The following is an 18,371-nucleotide window of genomic DNA, read 5'->3' on the forward strand; positions in this document are numbered from 1 at the left end:
CTGTCTTTCTTCCGAATGAAAATATGCAAATCCAACATGCGCCAACCCTTGCCACGCCGGCAGCAGCGCACCCAGAATTTTTCAAAATTCTGCCCCGCCCTCAGATCACCCGGTCCGCGACACTTTCATGTAGCCGTTCAGAGGGGTCGCCCCCCACAACCCGCTTGCGCCGGGTGACAAAGATCTTGCCCCAGCCGCGCCATGTGCTGACCGAAGGGGCCGTCACATCACAAGGGAAACGGCTGCGCCACCCGGCTGGCAAAGGCAGCCCACACGCGTCCAGCCGGTCCAGCATCCAGACCAGCGGGATATTCGCCAGCGGACGCGCCGCCTCAAACCCGTTCAACTGCCCGCCCACATCTCCATGGGTGCCGCGAAACCAAACCTGTTCCACGTGCCCATCCCAATTGGGGTCGCTCTCCCACAGCACCGGTCGGTAGGCCACGCGGGTTTCGTCCAGCCCCAGCGCATGAAACCCGTGGCGCACCACATGGCCCAGCGCGTGATTGTGAAACGCATGGCGCGCGGCACTGACACGCCAGACCACAGGGGCCACCAGCCCCAGCGATTTGACCGTGTCCCAGACCGCCACCGCCTCGATCTCGATCTCCGGGTGGCAATGCTCTTTCCAGAACGCTGCCGCCGCCTCTGATGTCGCGCCCGCCTCGTAGTGACGATAGGCGGTCTGCACGGCCCGTTCGGTGGCACATTCCGCGCGCACCAGCCCTACCATATCCACCACCCCGGCCAGCGACCGCACCGCATAGGCCCCGCGGGAATAGCCCATCAGGATAATCTTGTCGCCGGGCCGATAGCGGCTGGCCAGAACCCCATAGGCGCGCCTGATCTGCCGGTTGATTCCACGCCCTGCCGCGACATCCGCTGTCTGCCGCCAGTCGCGCCATTGAATGCCCGCCTCGTAATAAACTGTCAGATTGGCCCCTCGCCCGGCCTCATTCAGCAGCTTGTAGGTCTGGCCTGCGTGCGTCTCATACCCCGGCTTGAGGGACGACATCGTCCCATCCAGAATGATCACATGGATCGCAGGGCCACGCGCATCACGCGGCTGACCGGTCTCTTGTCGCGGCCTGCGCCCGACAAGCCCGAAAACCCAGTCACGAAGCGACACGGTCTTCCCTGGCCTCTTGCACCCAACGCCACACCCGGTGCGGCGTAAACGGCATCGCAACCTCCGTCACACCCACTTCTGACAGCGCATCCAGCGCCGCATTGGTCACAGCGGCCAGCGCGCCCACCGTGCCCGCCTCGCCACAGCCCTTCATACCCATCGGGTTGTAAACACTTGGCGTACCGCGCGTCTGAAAGGTGATCATCGGTATGTCATCAGCGCGCGGCATGCCGTAATCCATGAAGGTCGCGGTCAACAACTGCGCATCTTCATCAAAAACCACATGTTCAGTCAGCGCCTGCCCCAGGCCCTGTGCGACCCCGCCGTGAATTTGCCCCTCAACCAGCATCGGATTGATCAGATTGCCAAAGTCATCCACCACCGCATAGCGCACCACGCGTGTGACCCCGGTTTCAGGATCAACCTCCACCTCGGCGATATGGCAACCGTTTGGAAAACTGCGCCCATCCAGCGTGATCCGCGCGGAATGCCGCATCAGATCATCGCGCCCCGCCGCGCGGGCCATCTCGGCCACCTCCAGCATGCTGGGCGTCAGGTTCGACCCCGCGATGCGGAACCGCTCATCATCAAAGCTGACATCGCTCGCGTCCACCCCCTCAGCCTCGGCCAGAAAGGCACCAAAGGCCGCCACAATCACCTCGACCGTGGCCAGCGTGGCGGTGTTCTGCACCGTAACGGACCGTGACCCACCGGTGCCGCCGCCGGTGGCAATCAGATCGCTGTCGCCTTGCACAATCTCAATCTGATCCGCCGGAATGCCGGTCTGATCAGACATGAAGTGGGCATAAACCGTCTCATGCCCCTGCCCGTTTGATTGGGTGCCCACGAACATCTTGGCCCCCTTCGGCGTGAACTCCACCGTTGTGGTCTCGCTGGGATCGCCCAGGATGCTCTCGATATAGTAACACAGACCAATCCCCCGCAGCCGACCCGCTTCGGCACTGTCAGCCTTCCTTGCGACAAAGCCCGGCATATCCGCCACCTCTGCGGCACGTTCCAGCAGCGCGCTGAACTCGCCCACGTCATAGGTCACACCCGTGGGCGTGGTGTAGGGAAACTGATCGGGCCGGATAAAGTTGCGCTTCCGCAGCTCCAGCGGATCAACACCCAACTGTCGCGCGGCCTGATCCATCGCCCGTTCCAGCACAAAAATCGCCTCTGGCCGGCCCGCACCGCGGTAGGCATCCACCGGCGTGGTGTTGGTATAGACCCCCCGCACCGCCATGTAAGCCTTTGGAATATCATAGGTTCCGGTCAAAACCTTGCTAAAAAGCTCGGTCTGGATGTTCTGCGCAAAGCCCGAATTATAGGCCCCCATATTGGCAACCGTGTCCAACTGATAGCCGGTAATCCGCAAATCCGCATCAAACCCGATCACCACTTCCGTGGTCAGATCGCGCCCTGCATTGTCGGTCAGCATGGCTTCGGTTCGTTCCGACATCCAGCGCACCGGGCGGCCAAGGGTGCGTGCGGCAAAAGCCACGGCAAAGGTCTCGGGGTAGTTGAAAGCCTTGGTGCCAAATCCGCCGCCCACATCGGGGTTGGTGACCCGCAGATCAGCAGCATCTATCCCCAGCGCCTTTGCGACCGGCCCCTTGGTGCCCCAGACCCCCTGCCCGTTGACCGAAACATGCAGGCGGTCGCCCTCTGGTTCGGCATAGCAGCCGCGTGGCTCCATGCTGTTGGGGATGATCCGGTTGTCAGGCGCGCGCAGGCGCACCACGTGGGCCGCGTCGTTGATCGCAGCCGCCGTGCCCTCCGCATCGCCCATGCCCCAGTCAAAGGCCACATTGTCAGGTGCCTCATCGTGCAGCACCTCGCCGCCGGGGCCCACATCCACCTTGGCCGGGCGGTCGTCGATCTCCAGCCAGATCGCCTCTGCGGCATCCTTGGCCTGCGCCATGCTTTCGGCCACGATCATCACCACCGCTTCGCCCACATGGCGCACGCGACCTTGCGCCAAAATCGGCCGCACCGGCTTGGCCCCCTTGCTGCCATCGCGGTTGGTGACCACACCTCCGCCAATGTCCATCCGCACACCTGCCGCCGCCAAATCCGCGGCGGCTGCGGCCATCACCACGCCGGGCATGGCGCGCACCTCCTCCAGATCAGGCGGGGTCAGATCGCCATGCCCCTGACTGCTCCGCAGGAAATAAGCCACCAGCGCGCTCTCGGGTGCAATGTCGTCCACGTAACGCCCCTGACCGGTCAGAAACCGCAGATCCTCGATGCGTTTGACAGGTTGGCTGCGCCCAAACTTTTCCATTGCGATCTCCGTGATGTGCACAGGCGACCCTAACCGCCCTGTGCTGCGTGTCCAGATGTCGCTGCGGGACAAGACGGACCAGTTTGCGCCCCGCAGACTGCTTGGAAACAGTTGGGTGCAACCGGTAGAAGCAGCTTTTGTAATAAGGCAGAGACATGATGGACCACGTCAAATTCACCGCGATGAAAGACGGCGACAAGGAAGACTATGACTTCCTGACCGCGCACGAGGTCGCCTACACCAAAGGCACCGCCGACCGGCTATTGACCGCATTGGTCAGCCTTGACGAAAGCCTCTCCGGCTACCAGATCACCCGCCTCGGTCATTCGCTGCAAGCCGCCACCCGGGCAGAGCGTGACGGCGCGGATATCGACTGGATCGTGGCCGCCCTGCTGCACGACATCGGCGACATCTTCGCCCCCTATAATCACGACGAATACGCCGCCACGATCCTGCGGCCCTTCGTGCGTGAACAGGTCACTTGGGTGGTCGAAAAGCACGGTGATTTCCAATTGGTCTACTACGGCGAACACGTCGGCGCAGACCCCGAAAAACGCCAGCAATATGCCGGCCACCCCTATTTCGACGACTGCGCGCAATTCTGCGAACGCTGGGATCAGAATTCTTTCGACCCCGCCTATGACCACCTGCCCCTGTCGCACTTCGCTGACCGCGTCCGCTCCGTCTTTGCCCGCACAGCCTACGACCCTGCAATAATCCAACCCGGCGTGCGCGTCCCGCTTTCAAGCAGCTAAGCAGACCGCCGCACGCTTCGACAGATGGCAAGCCCTCGGGCATCAGGGTTTCAAAAGGGATATTGACTGAAGCGATCACTGTTCCCGGTCGTTCATGGGCATAAGGACCCCGTACGACATTAAGCCGCGCAAATTTCACTTGTGCCCTCGCTGCAATTGACACCCTCCGCTCCGCCCAACTGTCCGCGCATCATTCGCCGCTCGACCGGATCAGACACCCTTTTCCTTCCCCGCCCCATTCGCTATCTGACGGGCAACCAGACAGGACCAGACCCATGCCGATGGAAAAGACATTCGACGCCGCCACGCGCGAGCCGCAGATTTACGCCGATTGGGAGACCTCCGGCGCATTCAAGGCCGGGGCCAACGCCCGCACCGATGCCGCGACCTATTGCATCATGCTGCCGCCCCCCAATGTCACCGGCCACCTGCACGTCGGCCACGCCTTTTCCCAAACCCTGATGGACATCCTGATCCGCTGGAAACGCATGCAGGGCTTTGACACCCTCTGGCAGCCCGGCCTCGACCACGCGGGCATCGCCACCCAGCTGATGGTGGAAAAGGACCTCGCCGCCAAAGGCGAACCCAAGCGCACCGAGATGGGCCGCGAGAAATTCCTCGGCAAGGTCTGGGAATGGAAGCAAGCCTCCGGCGGCGTTATCGAACAACAAGCCCGCCGCATGGGCCACTCCATGGACTGGGAACGCTCTGCCTTCACCATGTCCGGCGCCGACAGCGCGCCCGCAGGCGAAAAGCCCGGCAACTTCCACGAGGCCGTGCTCAAGGTCTTCGTCGACATGTATGACAAGGGCCTGATCTATCGCGGCAAACGCCTTGTGAACTGGGACCCGCACTTTGAAACCGCGATCTCCGACCTCGAGGTGGAAAACACCGAAGTCGACGGCCACATGTGGCACTTCAAATACCCGCTCGCCGGTGGCGAGACCTACGAATACGTCGAGAAAGATGAAGACGGCAACGTCACGCTGCGCGAAACGCGCGACTATATCTCCATCGCCACCACCCGGCCCGAAACCATGCTGGGCGACGGTGCCGTGGCCGTCCACAAGGATGACGAACGTTACGCCCCCATCGTCGGCAAGCTCTGCGAAATCCCCGTGGGTCCCAAAGCACAGCGCCGCCTGATCCCGATCATCACCGACCCCTACCCCGACATGAATTTCGGCTCCGGTGCGGTGAAAATCACTGGTGCGCATGACTTCAACGACTACGAAGTCGCCAAGCGCGGCGGCATCCCGATGTACAACCTGATGGACACGAAGGGTGCTATGCGCGCCGACGGCAAACCCTATGCGGAAGAGGCAGCAACGGCCCAAGCCATCGCCAACGGCGAACAGGACTTTGACGAGGCGATGATCGCCGCGATGAACCTCGTGCCTGAGGCCTACCGCGGGTTAGACCGGTTCGAAGCCCGCGCCGCGGTCGTCGCCGACATCACCGCCGAGGGGCTGGCCGTGATGACCCGCGCCGACGACGCCCGTCTGGGTAGGCCGGGGTTCACCCCGGCAGAAGGCGAAGACGTTCCCATGGTCCCGCTGATCGAAGCCAAAAAAATCATGCAACCCTTCGGCGACCGCTCCAAGGTGGTCATCGAACCGATGCTGACCGACCAATGGTTCGTCGACACCGCCAAAATCGTCGGCCCCGCTTTGGACGCCGTGAAATCCGGCGAGGTGAAGATCATGCCGGAAAGCGGCGAAAAGGTCTTCTACCACTGGCTGGAAAACATCGAACCCTGGTGCATCTCCCGCCAACTCTGGTGGGGCCACCAGATCCCGGTTTGGACCGCTCAGGTGCCCACAGTAAATGGTGAGGTTGGAACTTGGAATGTAAGTGTTGGCGCAGGAATCTCGCGAGAGAAAGCCAAGAAATTTATCGACGAAAACCGATATGACGACGAAGCAATGGGCGGTCGGTTATCACAAGGCGGCCTTCTAACAATGGAATTCTGTGCCGCAACTGTCGAAGAGGCGCAGGAAAAAATTGCAGACGTTTGGCTGGCACGAACAGGTCAGAGGCCTTCAGAATTTTTCGAAATCGAGGGTGACCCCGGTCATTGGTATCTGAACTACGGCTGGACGCCCCAATCAAATAGCATCCCTATGTGGCGCGACCCCGACGTCCTCGACACCTGGTTCTCCTCCGGCCTCTGGCCCTTCGGCACCCTCGGTTGGCCCGAAGACACGCCCGAACTGCAAAAATACTTCCCCGGCGACGTTCTCATCACCGGTCAGGACATCCTGTTCTTCTGGGTCGCCCGGATGATGATGATGTCCCAAGCCGTGGAGCAAAAGAACCCCTTCCACACCGTCTACCTGCACCAACTGGTCCGCGACGCGAAGGGCCAGAAGATGTCCAAGACCACCGGCAACGTCATCGACCCGCTCGACATGATCGACCAATACGGCGCCGACGCCCTGCGCATGTCCAATGCGGCGATGGCCGCGATCGGTGGTGTATTGAAAATTTCAGAAGACCGGATCAAGGGCTACCGCAACTTCGGCACGAAGCTCTGGAACGCCTGTCGCTTTGCCGAAATGAACGGCGTTTTTGATGCGGACACGATGTGCATAGGTTCTGCATCAGATGTGCATGACCTCCGAACTGTTAACGCCTGGATCGTGGGCGAAACCGCCCGCACACGTGAAGTCGTGGACGCCGCCCTCACCGAATACCGCTTCAACGACGCCGCCAACGCGCTTTATGCCTTTGTCTGGGGCAAGGTCTGTGACTGGTACGTGGAACTGTCCAAACCGCTGCTGCTCGACGGCACACCGGAAGAAAAGAAGGAAACGCAAGAGGTTATGGCATGGGTCCTCGACCAATGCGTGATCCTGCTTCACCCGATCATGCCGTTTGTGACCGAAGACCTCTGGGGCATCATGGGCAAGCGCGACAAGCCATTGGTCCACACCGACTGGCCCACCTACTCTGCCGCTGATCTGGTTAACCAAGATGCCGACCGCGAAATGAACTGGACGATCTCCCTGATCGAAGGCATCCGCTCCGCCCGCGCCCAGATGAACGTGCCTGCGGGGCTGAAAATCCCTGTCATTCAGACAGATAGCGATGCAGCGTCGGACACGGCCCTTGCCAACAATATGGCAATGATCGAAAAACTCGCCCGCATCACCGGCGTCGCCAAGGGCGACACCCCCAAAGGGTCGATCACAGTTGCGACAACGGGGGCCACCTTTGCCCTGCCGCTGGCCGATATCATCGACGTGGACGCGGAAAAGACACGCCTGTCCAAAGCCTTGGAAAAAGTTAACAAAGAGGCAACAGGCCTGCGCGGCCGCCTGAACAACCCCAAATTCGTGGCCTCCGCCCCCGAAGAGGTCGTTACCGAAGCCAAACACAATCTTTCGCTACGGGACGAAGAAATCGCGCAATTATCCACCGCGCTCGAAAAACTGGCTGAAATCGACTAAGGCTTTCTTTTGAATAAAAATATGCCCGCCGGAGGCACCGGCGGGTGACGCAACGCAAGCGCGCGTCAAAAGGGCAGAACGCCGTATCGTTGCGCCAGACTGTCGTGCGGGCCACCGGCCCGCCCCGCTGTTTCAATCATGGTAAACGCCGCCGCCGTGACGGTCACTTAACGAAACACCACTTTCTCCACCGCGCGCATCCCGCCCAATGCCTTGTCATAAACCAGCGTCAAAATACGCCGCTCGCGCAGCACAACCGGCACAAACCGCGCCACGCCAGCAGCGCCGGTGATTGCCAAAAAACCACGTCTGTTCAACATCTTGCCTCTCCTTTGTTCGGGCCGGATGACACCCTATCCCATTGCCCCATTGCAGCCACGGGGCGAACATGGTGATCTTTCCCCATGACCCAGGACCCTCGCCTTACCCCGCTTGCCGCCGCCCTGCCTGCCACCGTCCCTTTCGTCGGACCAGAAGCGCAGGAAAGGCAACGAAATCAGACCTTTACCGCCCGGTTGGGCGCCAATGAAAACGGCTTCGGCCCGTCTCCCCACGCGCTCCGCGCCATGCAAGACGCCGCGCAGGATGCTTGGATGTATGCCGATCCCGAAAACCATGACCTGCGCCAAGCCCTTGCAAATGCTCATGGAATCGCCCCCGACCACATCGCCATCGACGCAGGCATCGACACCCTACTGGGCCTTTTGGTGCGCCTCACCATTCGCCCCGGCGACGCCGTTGTCACCTCTGCCGGTGCCTATCCGACCTTCAATTATCACGTCGCTGGGTTTGGTGGAAAACTGCACAGTGTGCCCTATGCCGGTGACTTCGAGGACACCGACCGCCTGATCGCCAAGGCCCGGGAAACACAGGCAAAACTGATCTACATCGCCAATCCCGACAACCCGATGGGCAGCCATCACAGTGCCGAAACCATGGCGCGGATGATCGCTGCCGTCCCGCAAGGCTGCCTGCTGATTCTTGATGAGGCCTACGTCGAACTGGCCCCCGACGGCACCTCCCCCGCCGTTGCACCCGATGACCCCCGCGTCATCCGATTACGCACCTTTTCAAAGGCTTACGGCCTCGCTGGCGCCCGCATCGGCTATGCGCTTGGGTCAAAACCCCTCATCATGGCCTTCAACAAAGTCCGCAATCACTTCGGCATGTCGCGCATCAGCCAAGCCGCTGCATTGGCCGCCCTGCAAGACGAAGACTGGCTGGCAGAGGTCAAAACGCGCGTCGCCAACTGCCGCGACAGGATCGGCGCGATTGCACTGGAAAACGGGCTGACACCACTGCCCTCGGCCACAAATTTCGTCGCCATTGACTGCGGCCAGGACGGGGATTTTGCCCGCAAGGTGCTGAAATCCCTTGTGGAACAGGGCATCTTTGTCCGCATGCCCTTCGTCGCTCCGCAAGATCGCTGCATCCGTATTAGCTGCGGCCCAGCCGCCGAAATCGCGGCCTTTTCCGCCGCATTGCCCAAAGCGCTGGCCGCGGCCCGATCAGATCAATGATTTTTCAATCTTTTGCGCTATCTTGGCGGTGACGGAGGCTTCATGCGCGACAACAAACACCCCGGCCGGGTCGAGGATTACACAAATGCCTTCCTTGGCACCCTGTGGGTGATTCTCTTTATGGGGCTTTGGGTCATTGCCGCAATTTTCGGATTTCTCTGGGCCGTCATCACCTCAGCCCTGATTGATCTTGGCCTGCGGCACATCACGCGGTCGCGATAACGGCAGCCGCTGCATCCAGTGCGCCGCCTCCGTGCGGGATCTCCAGTGCGGTCAACCCCGCCTCAATCGTGCCCAGCACACCCAGGATCATATGCCCGTTCACATGGCCCATATGCCCCAGCCGAAACCAACTGTCCGCCGGCGTGCGGCCCAGACCGATCCCAAGGGTTAGACCCGCCTTGTGCTCGCACCACTGTCGCAGCCGGTCCGCGTCCCCGGGTCCGGTGCCAATTGATGTCACCGCGCAGGAACGTTTGCCAGGGTCACTGATATTGAGCCGCATCTCACCTTCGTCTGACCATTTCTCGAACGCGGCCCAGATCGCATTGGCCAGCTTTTCGTGGCGGTTCCAGATCGCGTCCATTCCTTCGGCATGGATGATATCAAGCGCTGCGCGCAGCCCGTAAAGGTGATGTGTAGGCGCCGTGCCATCGAATTTTTGCCAATACCCTTCAGGGTTTACCCTTGGGCGCCAGTCCCAGTAATGGGTCACCAGATCGCCGCGCGCCGCATGGGCGCGGTGGTTGAAAAACACAAGGCTGATACCCGGCGGGGTCATCAACCCTTTCTGGCAGGCCGCGACAGTGACATCGACACCCCAGGCATCCATCTCATACCGGTCACACCCCAAAGACGCGATGCAATCGGCCATCAGAAGGGCCGGATGTACGGCCGCATCCAGCACTGTGCGCAGCCCCGCAATGTCATTGCGGACAGAGGTTGAAGTATCCACATGCACCGCCAAAACCGCCTTGATCGCATGGGTCTTGTCAGCAGCAAGTGCCGCGGCCACCTGATCCAGATCGACATCAGATGCATGGCCGTAATCAATGATCTGCACGTTCAAGCCAAGGGCCTTCGCCATGTCGCCCCAGCTTTTGCAGAACAGCCCTGTGGCCAGCACCAGCACCGTGTCACCGCGCGACAGCGTATTGGCCAACGCCGCCTCCCACGCGGCGTGACCGTTGCCAATATAGATCGCCACATGGTGTTGGGTACGCGCAACGGCGCACAGGTCCGGCATCAAGCTGTCGGTCACATCATAAAGCTCGCCTTCGTAGATGTTGGGCGACGCACGATGCATCGCCCGCAACACCGCATCAGGCACGACCGATGGGCCGGGAATGGCAAGGTACGGGCGTCCGTTGGCAAGGGTCATGGGCGGCTATCCATTAGGGGTGATTTCCCCGGACCCTAGCCGCCTGCCCGGCCGCGTCAACACCCTCAATCGCTTGCCAAACTTGCCCACAGACCCCATTTGCGCATAGACCCGTTTCATCACGCATCGCGATCCGAAAGCCCCCTTATGTTGCGCAGACTTGTTCAGACCCTGACGACGCGCGACGACAGGTATGGCCGCGACATCGACGACCCGGTGCAACGTGCGCGATCCCACCGGTACCTACTTTGGAAAGACCACGGTATCCTGCGCACCTTCTGGACCAACTTTGGACAAGTCACCCCCGATGTGTTCCGGTCGAACCACCCCACGCACAAACGGCTTCAAGCCTACCGTGATCAGGGGATCAAGGCGGTGTTGAACCTGCGCGGCCAAGGCATGCGCGCGCCTTATCTGTTTGAAGTTGAAAGCTGCGAAGCCCTTGGCCTGACCCTTGTCAGCGTTGATCTGCAGGCCCGTAAACCGGCGCCGGTCGACAGCCTGTTGGCACTGTTTGAGGCGTTTGACACCATCCCCCGCCCCTTTGTGATGCACTGCAAATCAGGTGCGGATCGGGCCGGTCTGGCCTCTGCCCTTTATGTGCTGGATCAGGGCGGCACGGTGGCCGAGGCACAGCGGCAATTGTCACTGCGCTACCTGCATTTGCGCTTTACCAAAACCGGCGTGCAGGACCACATGCTGGACCTTTATGCCGAGCGCCTATCGCGCGGCTCGATCAGCATCCGCGACTGGGTGCGCACTGAATATGACCCCGCGCAATTGGCAGCCAGTTTCGCCAACAAAAAGGTCCTGCCAGTATGACCGCGCGCAGTGGCCCTTTGCTGCGTTGGCTGTGGCGTGACTATCTGCGCCCGTTCCGCAAGACGTTGGCGCTGGCGGTACTGCTCATGATGATCGAAGGGTCGATGCTGGGCGTCCTGAGCCGGATGATTCAGCCGATGTTCGACACCGTCTTTCTGGCTGGTGACCAGAGCGCGCTTTGGTGGGTCGGGTTGGGCATCCTTGTGATTTTTTGCGTCCGCGCGATCAGTTCCGCAGGCCAGCGCATCTTGCTAACCCGCGTCAGTCAACGCGCCGCGGCCGAAATGCGCAGCATCTTGTTGCGCCATCTGATGCGGCTTGATTCAGGCTATCATCAGGTCAATCCGCCCGGCGCGCTCATCGAGCGTGTGCAAGGCGATGTGACGCTTATCAACACTACATGGGCGGGGCTCTTGACCGCCGTAGGCCGCGACCTGATTGCAGTGATTGTGCTGTTTTCGGTGGCATTGTCAGTGGATTGGCGCTGGACCGCTGTTGCCCTGATCGGCATTCCCTTTCTGGTGCTGCCGTCACTGCTGGCGCAGGCCTATGTGCGCCGCCGGTCCTCTGCGGCACGCGAATTGGCGGGCCGCATGTCCACCCGGCTGGACGAAGTCTTTCACGGCATCAATCCCATCAAACTCAACGGGTTGGAGGCTTATCAGGCCGACCGCTATGACGCCTTGTCAAACGAGCGTGTCAGATCAGAGGTGAGCGCCGCCACCGGTCAGGCCACTGTGCCAGCGCTGGTGGACATCATGACCGGCGTCGGGTTCCTCGGCGTGATGATCTATGGCGGCGGAGAGATCATCGACGGCACCAAGACGGTTGGTGAGTTCATGTCGTTTTTCACCGCGATGAGCCTTGCCTTCGAACCTCTACGTCGACTTGGGCTTATGAGTGGTCAGTGGCAAATCGCGGCGGCCAGCATCTTGCGGGTCCGCAGCGTACTGGCAGAAGAGCCAACCCTGACCTCGCCAGCCACACCGACGAGTGCACCTCAAGACGCGCCCCAAATCGTGTTTGACGATGTGAAACTGGCCTACGGCGAATTGCCGGTTCTGAACGGCACGAGCTTTGTCGCCGAGGCTGGAAAAACCACCGCCTTGGTCGGTGCGTCAGGCGCGGGGAAATCAACCGTGTTCAACGTGTTGACCCGTCTCGTTGACCCAGCCTCTGGCGCGGTGACAATTGGGGGCACGGCTGTTGGCGCGATGGATCTAGCGGCGTTGCGCGGGCTCTTTTCAGTCGTGGCACAGGATGCCGCGCTTTTTGATGACAGCCTGCGCGATAACATCCTGTTAGGGCGCACAGATGTGGCAGATGCAGCGTTACGCGATGTGCTTGACGCCGCTCATGTCAGCGATTTTCTAGACAAACTTGATGACGGATTGGACAGCCCAGCGGGGCCGCGCGGATCGAACCTGTCCGGCGGGCAGCGCCAGCGCGTGGCGATTGCCCGCGCGCTGTTGCGCAACACGCCGATCCTGTTGCTGGACGAGGCGACAAGCGCGCTAGATACCAAGTCAGAAGCGGTGGTGCAGAAAGCCCTTGAGCGGCTGTCTGAGGGGCGCACAACGCTCGTGATCGCGCACCGCTTGTCGACGGTACGCAATGCAGACAAGATTGTTGTGATGGACAAGGGGCGCGTGGTGGATGCAGGAACCCATGACGCGCTGATCGCCCGAGACGGGCTTTATGCCGACCTGCACCGCCTGCAATTCGCCCAAGGAGAGGCTGATGACTGATCGCACCGTTCTGGCGCTGACCGGAGATGATCGAGAGACGTTTTTGCAAGGGCTGATCACCAATGACGTAGCGCAGGCCAGGGATGGGATCGTCTATGCCGCGCTGTTGACGCCACAGGGCAAGTTTATCGCGGATTTCTTTGTGGTGGGCACGGGCGACCAGTTGTTGATCGACGTCGCCAGCGGTTTTGCGGCCCCTCTTTTTCAGCGGTTGAACATGTATCGCCTGCGGGCTGATGTGCAGATCGCAGAGACACCGCTGATCGTCTCGCGTGGCACCGGTGCTGCACCAGAAGGCGCTTTGCAAGACCCACGACACCCTGCCTTGGGCTGGCGCGCTTATGGGGCAAAGGATCACAGTCAGGACGCTGATTGGGATGCACTTCGCGTGGCACATGCAATCCCAAAAACCGGGATCGAACTGACGCAAGACAGCTATATCCTCGAAATGGGGTTCGAAGCGTTGAATGGCGTCGATTTCCGCAAAGGCTGCTACGTCGGCCAAGAGATCGTGGCCCGCATGAAGCACAAGACCGCGCTGCGCAAAGGTCTGGCGCGTGTCGCGATTGATGGCGCGGCAAAACCGGGTGATCCGATCACGGCGGGCGGCAAGGCTATTGGCACATTGCATACCGTATCGGGCGACAAAGGCCTAGCCTATCTGCGCTTTGACCGTGCGACGGACGACATGCAAGCCGGTGACGCGCAATTGCGGATCGACGATTGAAGCAGCCAAGACCTGCCAGACACGCTTAAATTGCATTGGTTACGAATTGTTAAGGTATTGGGCGCAAATTGGGCGCGACGTATTTCAGGCGGGGACATGCCGCCTGTCACGTTTCACCGTAGGACGCCGACGATACCCCCTATGCAGACCACTCGCGTAAACACAGCATGACCCGGGCCGCACACACAGCCCGGGTCATAGTTATTTCTGCAATTGGATCAGGCGCGCTCGACGTACTCGAATAGCTCTGTATTGACCACGATGTCTTCGTCTTGGCCGACGAACGGCGGGATCATCACGCGCAAACCATTGTCGAGGATCGCGGGCTTGAAGCTGTTGGCGGCGGTCTGGCCCTTTACCACCGGCTCTGTCTCGACGACTTTGCAGGTCACACGGGCGGGCAAAGTGACGTTCAGCGCCTCTTCACCGTAATATTCGATATGAACCACCATACCGTCCTGCAGGAACGGGCGACGGTCGCCCAGGATGTCTGACGGCAAGGCGATCTGATCAAAGGTCACGCTGTCCATAAAGGTCAACATCTCGTCGGCTTCATAAAGGAACTGCTGGTCCTTTTGATCTAAGCGCACGCGCTCCACTTTGTCTGCCGACCGAAAGCGTTCGTTCAGCTTGCGGCCATCGCGCAAATTCTTCAGTTCGACCTGCGCAAAAGCGCCACCCTTGCCGGGTTTGACGTGGTCCACTTTGACTGCGGCCCAAAGGCCACCATCATGCTCCAGCACGTTGCCGGGGCGAATCTCATTTCCGTTGATTTTGGGCATTGGTCACTTCGTGGCAGAATTATGGCAAAAGGTTGATCTAAGGATGACGCAGCCTATATCTGGCGGGGAGGAACCTGGCAAGACGACTAGATAGGCGGTGTTCAGCCGATGAGCTATGCACAAAATGCATAGCAGGCATTCGAAAACTGTCCCCCCGAATCGATCTGTTTAGGGCATATTGCCCTTCACGCCGGGACTACAAGAGCAAAAGTAAAGGACAACTGATGAAAGATTTCGTCGACGGCACAGCGTTCAACAACGAGCAAGGCAACCGCGCACGCAAGCTTTTTGCTGCCGTGGTTTTGGCTGCTTTGGACGACGCAATTGCTGATGACAAGAAGTACGGCAACGGCCCCGAACAGATCGCCCGCTGGGCGCGTTCGCGCGACGGCCGTGAGGTGTTGTCTTGCGCTGGTATCGACCCCAACGAGCGGGTTGTGCTGGGCCTGATGGAATTCGTCGGCAAGGGTGTGCGCACATCTGTCGCGCTGTCACGCGAAGAAAGCGAACGCCGCAACGCTGCCGAACAAGAAGCACGCGCTGCTTAACCAACACCGTAAGGTCTGCGGACCGACATGGTGAAAAACGCGGTCCTCTGCTCGGGCCGCGTTTTTCTTTGTCTGCCGCTCAGGTGATTGCGCCCATGACATAGGCCCCGGCTGCTGCCAATTGCAGGGCGGTCAGCACGGCAATTACCCCCCGCTCCCACCGTTTGCGAAAGCGGACAAATAGCCAAACACAGGCGACAAGAGAGGCCGCGACCTCTACCGGGCCAACGATGTGGCCGTAGTAACGGCTGTCCCAATAGCTGACCAGACTGATGAACTTCCAATCGGTGATCGGCCAGAAATGCGCACGGGCATCGTCGTTGTGCAGCGGAAAATCCAGAAAAAGGTGCAACAGCGCCGCCCCGCAAAGCGCGATCACCACTTTAGCGCGAAACATGATCCCCAGCATCAGCGTAATCGCCCAGAGCACTATCGAATTGTCGATCCGAAAAATTGCCTGCCAGCTTTCGGAATAATAGAGCTGTCCAAACACCACCTGCGGTGGCGTGTTTAAGACGAACAAATGCGCCCCCGCCAGCAGATAGAGCGAAGCATCTGGAATGAAAGAACCGGCAAGTGCGGCCAACGTGATGCGGCTGTTTTCGGGCTTGCCGAATGCGGCCATCCCGAAAATCAGATGGGTTTGTGACATCATTGGCTTTTCCCCGCGCGCACTGCCACTTATGACCTAGCGCAGGAGGTGGAGATGACCAAGGCGATCATGATCCAAGGTGCGGGATCCAATGTCGGGAAATCGATGTTGGTGGCCGGGCTCGCTCGGGCAGCCGTGCGGCGTGGTCTTCGCGTTGCGCCGTTCAAGCCACAGAACATGTCCAACAACGCTGCCGTCACCGTAGATGGAGGAGAGATCGGGCGCGCGCAAGCCCTGCAAGCATTGGCTTGTAGGATGCCCCCAGTGGTGGATATGAACCCCGTGCTGCTGAAGCCCGAAAGCGAGATCGGGGCGCAGGTGGTCGTGCAAGGGCAGCGTCTGACGACGATCAAGGCGCAAGAGTACAGCGCGCTGAAGCCCTCGCTGCTGCCGCGTGTCCTGGAAAGTTTCAACCGACTTAGCAGGAAGGTTGATCTGGTGATCATCGAAGGCGCCGGCAGCCCGGCAGAGGTGAACTTGCGGGCCGGTGACATTGCCAACATGGGCTTTGCTGCTGCCGCAGGTGTGCCTGTGGTTCTGGTCGGCGACATTGACCGGGGTGGTGTCATTGCGCAGTTGGTCGGCACCCATGCGGTGCTGGCGGCTGACGACAACGCGCTGATCAAAGCCTTTGCAATCAACAAGTTCCGCGGTGACCCATCGTTGTTCGACGACGGTATGCACGTGATCTCCGACCGTACGGGCTGGCAGGGACTAGGCATTGTGCCGTGGTTTGCGGATGCCTGGAAGTTACCGGCAGAGGATGTCATGGATATCACTGGCAGCGAAGGTGGGCCGATAAAAGTCGCCGTGCCACACCTGAACCGCATCGCGAATTTTGACGATCTGGACCCGCTGGTGGCCGCTCCAGAGGTCAGTGTCGAGATCGTTCGCGCGGGAAGCCCCCTGCCCGGCGACGCTGATCTGGTGCTGATCCCTGGGTCAAAGTCGACCATCGCTGACCTTGCCCACTTCCGCACCCAGGGTTGGGATGTGGACCTGACGGCGCACATTCGGCGCGGCGGGCATGTGCTGGGCATTTGTGGTGGCTATCAAATGCTAGGTCGTCGGATCATTGACGCAGATGGGATAGAAGGCCCCCCCGGCGAGGTCGCAGGGCTTGGTCATCTAGATGTGGATACGGTGATGAAGCCGCAAAAGCGGCTTGCACTGTCAAACGCGACCTTTCGTGCGACGGGTGATACAGTCGCAGGGTACGAGATCCACATAGGTGAAACCGATGGCCCTGACACGGCCCGCGCCTGGCTTGACCTTGATGGCCGCCTATCGGGAGCGGCAAGCGCCAATGGGCGGATCATGGGTTGCTATTTGCACGGGTTGTTTGTCGCTGATGCGTTCCGGGCCACCTATCTTGCGCGGTTCGGTCAGACCGTCAGCGATATGGACTACAATGCAGGCGTCGAGGCGACACTGGATGCGCTTGCCGATCATCTTGAGGCACATTTGGACGTTGCAGGCCTATTGGCCCATGCGGCAAAGGTTCGTACTTAGTCGAAGTCCTGCGCGTTCAGCACGCGCATGATTTCCCGCCGCACCAGCTTGCGCACATTGCGGGTGATCCGTTCGCCCAACTTGCCGTTCAGCTCTTGGCGCACGATTTCGAGCACCATTTGGCGTAGAGCTTCGTCCTCAGGCTGGTCGGCCTGTGTGTCGGGGTCAGCGTGTGTGCTGCCGATCAGATCGTCACTTGGGGTCACTAACGCGCGATCAAGATGCTGGAACGCAACGCGCCCCATCTCTTCCGTTTCAGCAACGTCGGGTTCGGACACGGCGATCGCCTCGTCCGCGACGACCTCGACCGGAGTTTCGGCCTCATTCACCAAGTTTGACGCGGTCGGTGCAGCCTCAGCCCAGTGATCCGCAGTGTCCTCTTCGGCCTCTTCAGGTGTTTCGTCGTGGGCTATGGCATCTTGTTCCTGAATGTCCGGTTTGGCAGCAGCAGCACGGCGCGAGAACCAGCCAGCAGTGCTCACATCATGGGTCGGGCGATCCATTGCAGCGGCCAATCCTGCACCCACTTCTTGTGTTGCAGCCTCTGCAGCAGCCTCTTCCACGGCCTCGAACAGCGTGCGGTCCCAATTGGGTTTGTAGTCATCGGTCTCGCTGCCATCGGGCTCCCACTCATCGGGTTGCTCGGTCACGGCGGCCTCAAGCTCTGCAATCGTCGCTTCAAGGTCGGCGCGGTCGGTGGGCGACGGATCGTCGGCGACATCCTCTTCTTCGACCTCAGTCGATTCGGTCAGGACAAGAAAGTCATCGGCCGCGGGGCTTTCCAGTTCTGCAGCAGCCTCAGGCTTTTCCGGCTCATCAACGCGAAACGCAGGTGTCAGTACCAATTTTTCAGGGGTTTCGCTCCGCGCGTCTACTGCGGCAGCCGCTTCGCGTCGGGGCTTTTCACCTTCGGACACAAGCCGACGGATAGACGACAGCACGTCCTCAATTTCTACATTTGTTACCGGGTCGGACATTCTGGGTTCCTGCTTTGGCCTCGCGGCAAACCTAACCCGAGAACACGATCCAAACAACAGATGCGCGCGCATTTGAACT

At 60.3% G+C, this 18,371-nt stretch carries 16 protein-coding genes; 9 read left to right on the top strand and 7 right to left on the bottom strand.

The features are described from left to right. Window positions 1-100 precede the first annotated feature (100 nt). Together AB3Y40_RS12460 and AB3Y40_RS12465 are read right to left on the bottom strand one after the other, a co-directional pair. Entirely contained in the window at window positions 101-1,129 is a 1,029-nt protein-coding gene (locus tag AB3Y40_RS12460) for a DUF2235 domain-containing protein (protein WP_369439111.1), read from the bottom strand. After that, a complete protein-coding gene (locus AB3Y40_RS12465) occupies window positions 1,116-3,416 on the bottom strand; it encodes a xanthine dehydrogenase family protein molybdopterin-binding subunit (RefSeq protein ID WP_369439112.1) in 2,301 nt (766 codons plus the stop codon). The genes AB3Y40_RS12460 and AB3Y40_RS12465 overlap by 14 nt, the downstream gene beginning before the upstream one ends. Window positions 3,417-3,574: 158 nt before the next feature. Here AB3Y40_RS12465 and AB3Y40_RS12470 point away from each other — a divergent pair, with 158 nt between their 5' ends. Beyond that, window positions 3,575-4,171 (top strand): HD domain-containing protein, encoded by a 597-nt coding sequence (locus AB3Y40_RS12470; RefSeq protein WP_369439646.1) that lies wholly within the window; start codon window positions 3,575-3,577, stop codon window positions 4,169-4,171. A gap of 275 nt (window positions 4,172-4,446) precedes the next feature. Next, a complete protein-coding gene (locus AB3Y40_RS12475) occupies window positions 4,447-7,623 on the top strand; it encodes a valine--tRNA ligase (protein ID WP_369439113.1) in 3,177 nt (1,058 codons plus the stop codon). A gap of 167 nt (window positions 7,624-7,790) precedes the next feature. Here AB3Y40_RS12475 and AB3Y40_RS12480 read toward each other — a convergent pair whose 3' ends face one another. Continuing rightward, window positions 7,791-7,943 carry a Tat pathway signal protein gene (locus AB3Y40_RS12480; RefSeq protein WP_369439114.1) on the bottom strand — a complete coding sequence of 51 codons (153 nt, stop codon included), beginning with the start codon at window positions 7,941-7,943 and terminating at the stop codon, window positions 7,791-7,793. Between the two features lie 84 nt (window positions 7,944-8,027). Here AB3Y40_RS12480 and AB3Y40_RS12485 point away from each other — a divergent pair, with 84 nt between their 5' ends. Further along, window positions 8,028-9,143 (top strand): pyridoxal phosphate-dependent aminotransferase, encoded by a 1,116-nt coding sequence (locus tag AB3Y40_RS12485; protein WP_369439115.1) that lies wholly within the window; start codon window positions 8,028-8,030, stop codon window positions 9,141-9,143. A 42-nt stretch (window positions 9,144-9,185) separates the two neighbouring features. Then, entirely contained in the window at window positions 9,186-9,365 is a 180-nt protein-coding gene (locus AB3Y40_RS12490) for a hypothetical protein (RefSeq protein WP_369439116.1), read from the top strand. Here the strand turns inward: AB3Y40_RS12490 and AB3Y40_RS12495 are convergent. Continuing rightward, window positions 9,349-10,524 carry a pyridoxal-phosphate-dependent aminotransferase family protein gene (locus AB3Y40_RS12495; RefSeq protein WP_369439117.1) on the bottom strand — a complete coding sequence of 392 codons (1,176 nt, stop codon included), beginning with the start codon at window positions 10,522-10,524 and terminating at the stop codon, window positions 9,349-9,351. The two genes, AB3Y40_RS12490 and AB3Y40_RS12495, sit on opposite strands and share 17 nt — an antisense overlap. A 147-nt stretch (window positions 10,525-10,671) precedes the next feature. Here AB3Y40_RS12495 and AB3Y40_RS12500 point away from each other — a divergent pair, with 147 nt between their 5' ends. From AB3Y40_RS12500 to ygfZ, 3 genes are read left to right on the top strand one after another with little or no spacing between them, the layout of a single operon-like run. Continuing rightward, a complete protein-coding gene (locus AB3Y40_RS12500; RefSeq protein WP_369439118.1) occupies window positions 10,672-11,346 on the top strand; it encodes a protein-tyrosine phosphatase family protein in 675 nt (224 codons plus the stop codon). Beyond that, on the top strand, window positions 11,343-13,094 hold the full coding sequence (locus AB3Y40_RS12505) for an ABC transporter ATP-binding protein (RefSeq protein WP_369439119.1): 1,752 nt from the start codon (window positions 11,343-11,345) through the stop codon (window positions 13,092-13,094). Before AB3Y40_RS12500 ends, AB3Y40_RS12505 begins: the two co-directional genes overlap by 4 nt. After that, entirely contained in the window at window positions 13,087-13,821 is a 735-nt protein-coding gene (ygfZ, locus tag AB3Y40_RS12510; protein ID WP_369439120.1) for a CAF17-like 4Fe-4S cluster assembly/insertion protein YgfZ, read from the top strand. Before AB3Y40_RS12505 ends, ygfZ begins: the two co-directional genes overlap by 8 nt. A 218-nt stretch (window positions 13,822-14,039) precedes the next feature. Here the strand turns inward: ygfZ and efp are convergent, their stop codons facing one another. Next, window positions 14,040-14,603, bottom strand: a complete 564-nt coding sequence (efp, locus tag AB3Y40_RS12515; protein ID WP_369439121.1) for an elongation factor P — start codon at window positions 14,601-14,603, stop codon at window positions 14,040-14,042. Window positions 14,604-14,827: 224 nt separating this feature from the next. Between efp and AB3Y40_RS12520 the strand changes: the two genes are divergently transcribed. Continuing rightward, window positions 14,828-15,151 (top strand): DUF6280 family protein, encoded by a 324-nt coding sequence (locus tag AB3Y40_RS12520; protein ID WP_369439122.1) that lies wholly within the window; start codon window positions 14,828-14,830, stop codon window positions 15,149-15,151. A 79-nt stretch (window positions 15,152-15,230) separates the two neighbouring features. Here the strand turns inward: AB3Y40_RS12520 and AB3Y40_RS12525 are convergent, their stop codons facing one another. Then, window positions 15,231-15,806: a cobalamin biosynthesis protein CobQ gene (locus AB3Y40_RS12525; RefSeq protein ID WP_369439123.1), complete on the bottom strand. Its 576-nt coding sequence runs from the start codon at window positions 15,804-15,806 to the stop codon at window positions 15,231-15,233. Between the two features lie 51 nt (window positions 15,807-15,857). Between AB3Y40_RS12525 and AB3Y40_RS12530 the strand changes: the two genes are divergently transcribed. Continuing rightward, window positions 15,858-17,315, top strand: a complete 1,458-nt coding sequence (locus tag AB3Y40_RS12530) for a cobyric acid synthase (protein ID WP_369439124.1) — start codon at window positions 15,858-15,860, stop codon at window positions 17,313-17,315. On the opposite strand, the gene AB3Y40_RS12535 is transcribed toward AB3Y40_RS12530, so the two are convergent. Next, window positions 17,312-18,292, bottom strand: coding sequence for a hypothetical protein (locus AB3Y40_RS12535; RefSeq protein ID WP_369439125.1), 981 nt, complete (start codon window positions 18,290-18,292; stop codon window positions 17,312-17,314). The genes AB3Y40_RS12530 and AB3Y40_RS12535 overlap by 4 nt on opposite strands. Window positions 18,293-18,371: the final 79 nt, after the last annotated feature.

Source organism: Yoonia sp. R2331, assembly GCF_041103235.1.
Taxonomy (GTDB): Bacteria; Pseudomonadota; Alphaproteobacteria; order Rhodobacterales; family Rhodobacteraceae; genus CANMYO01.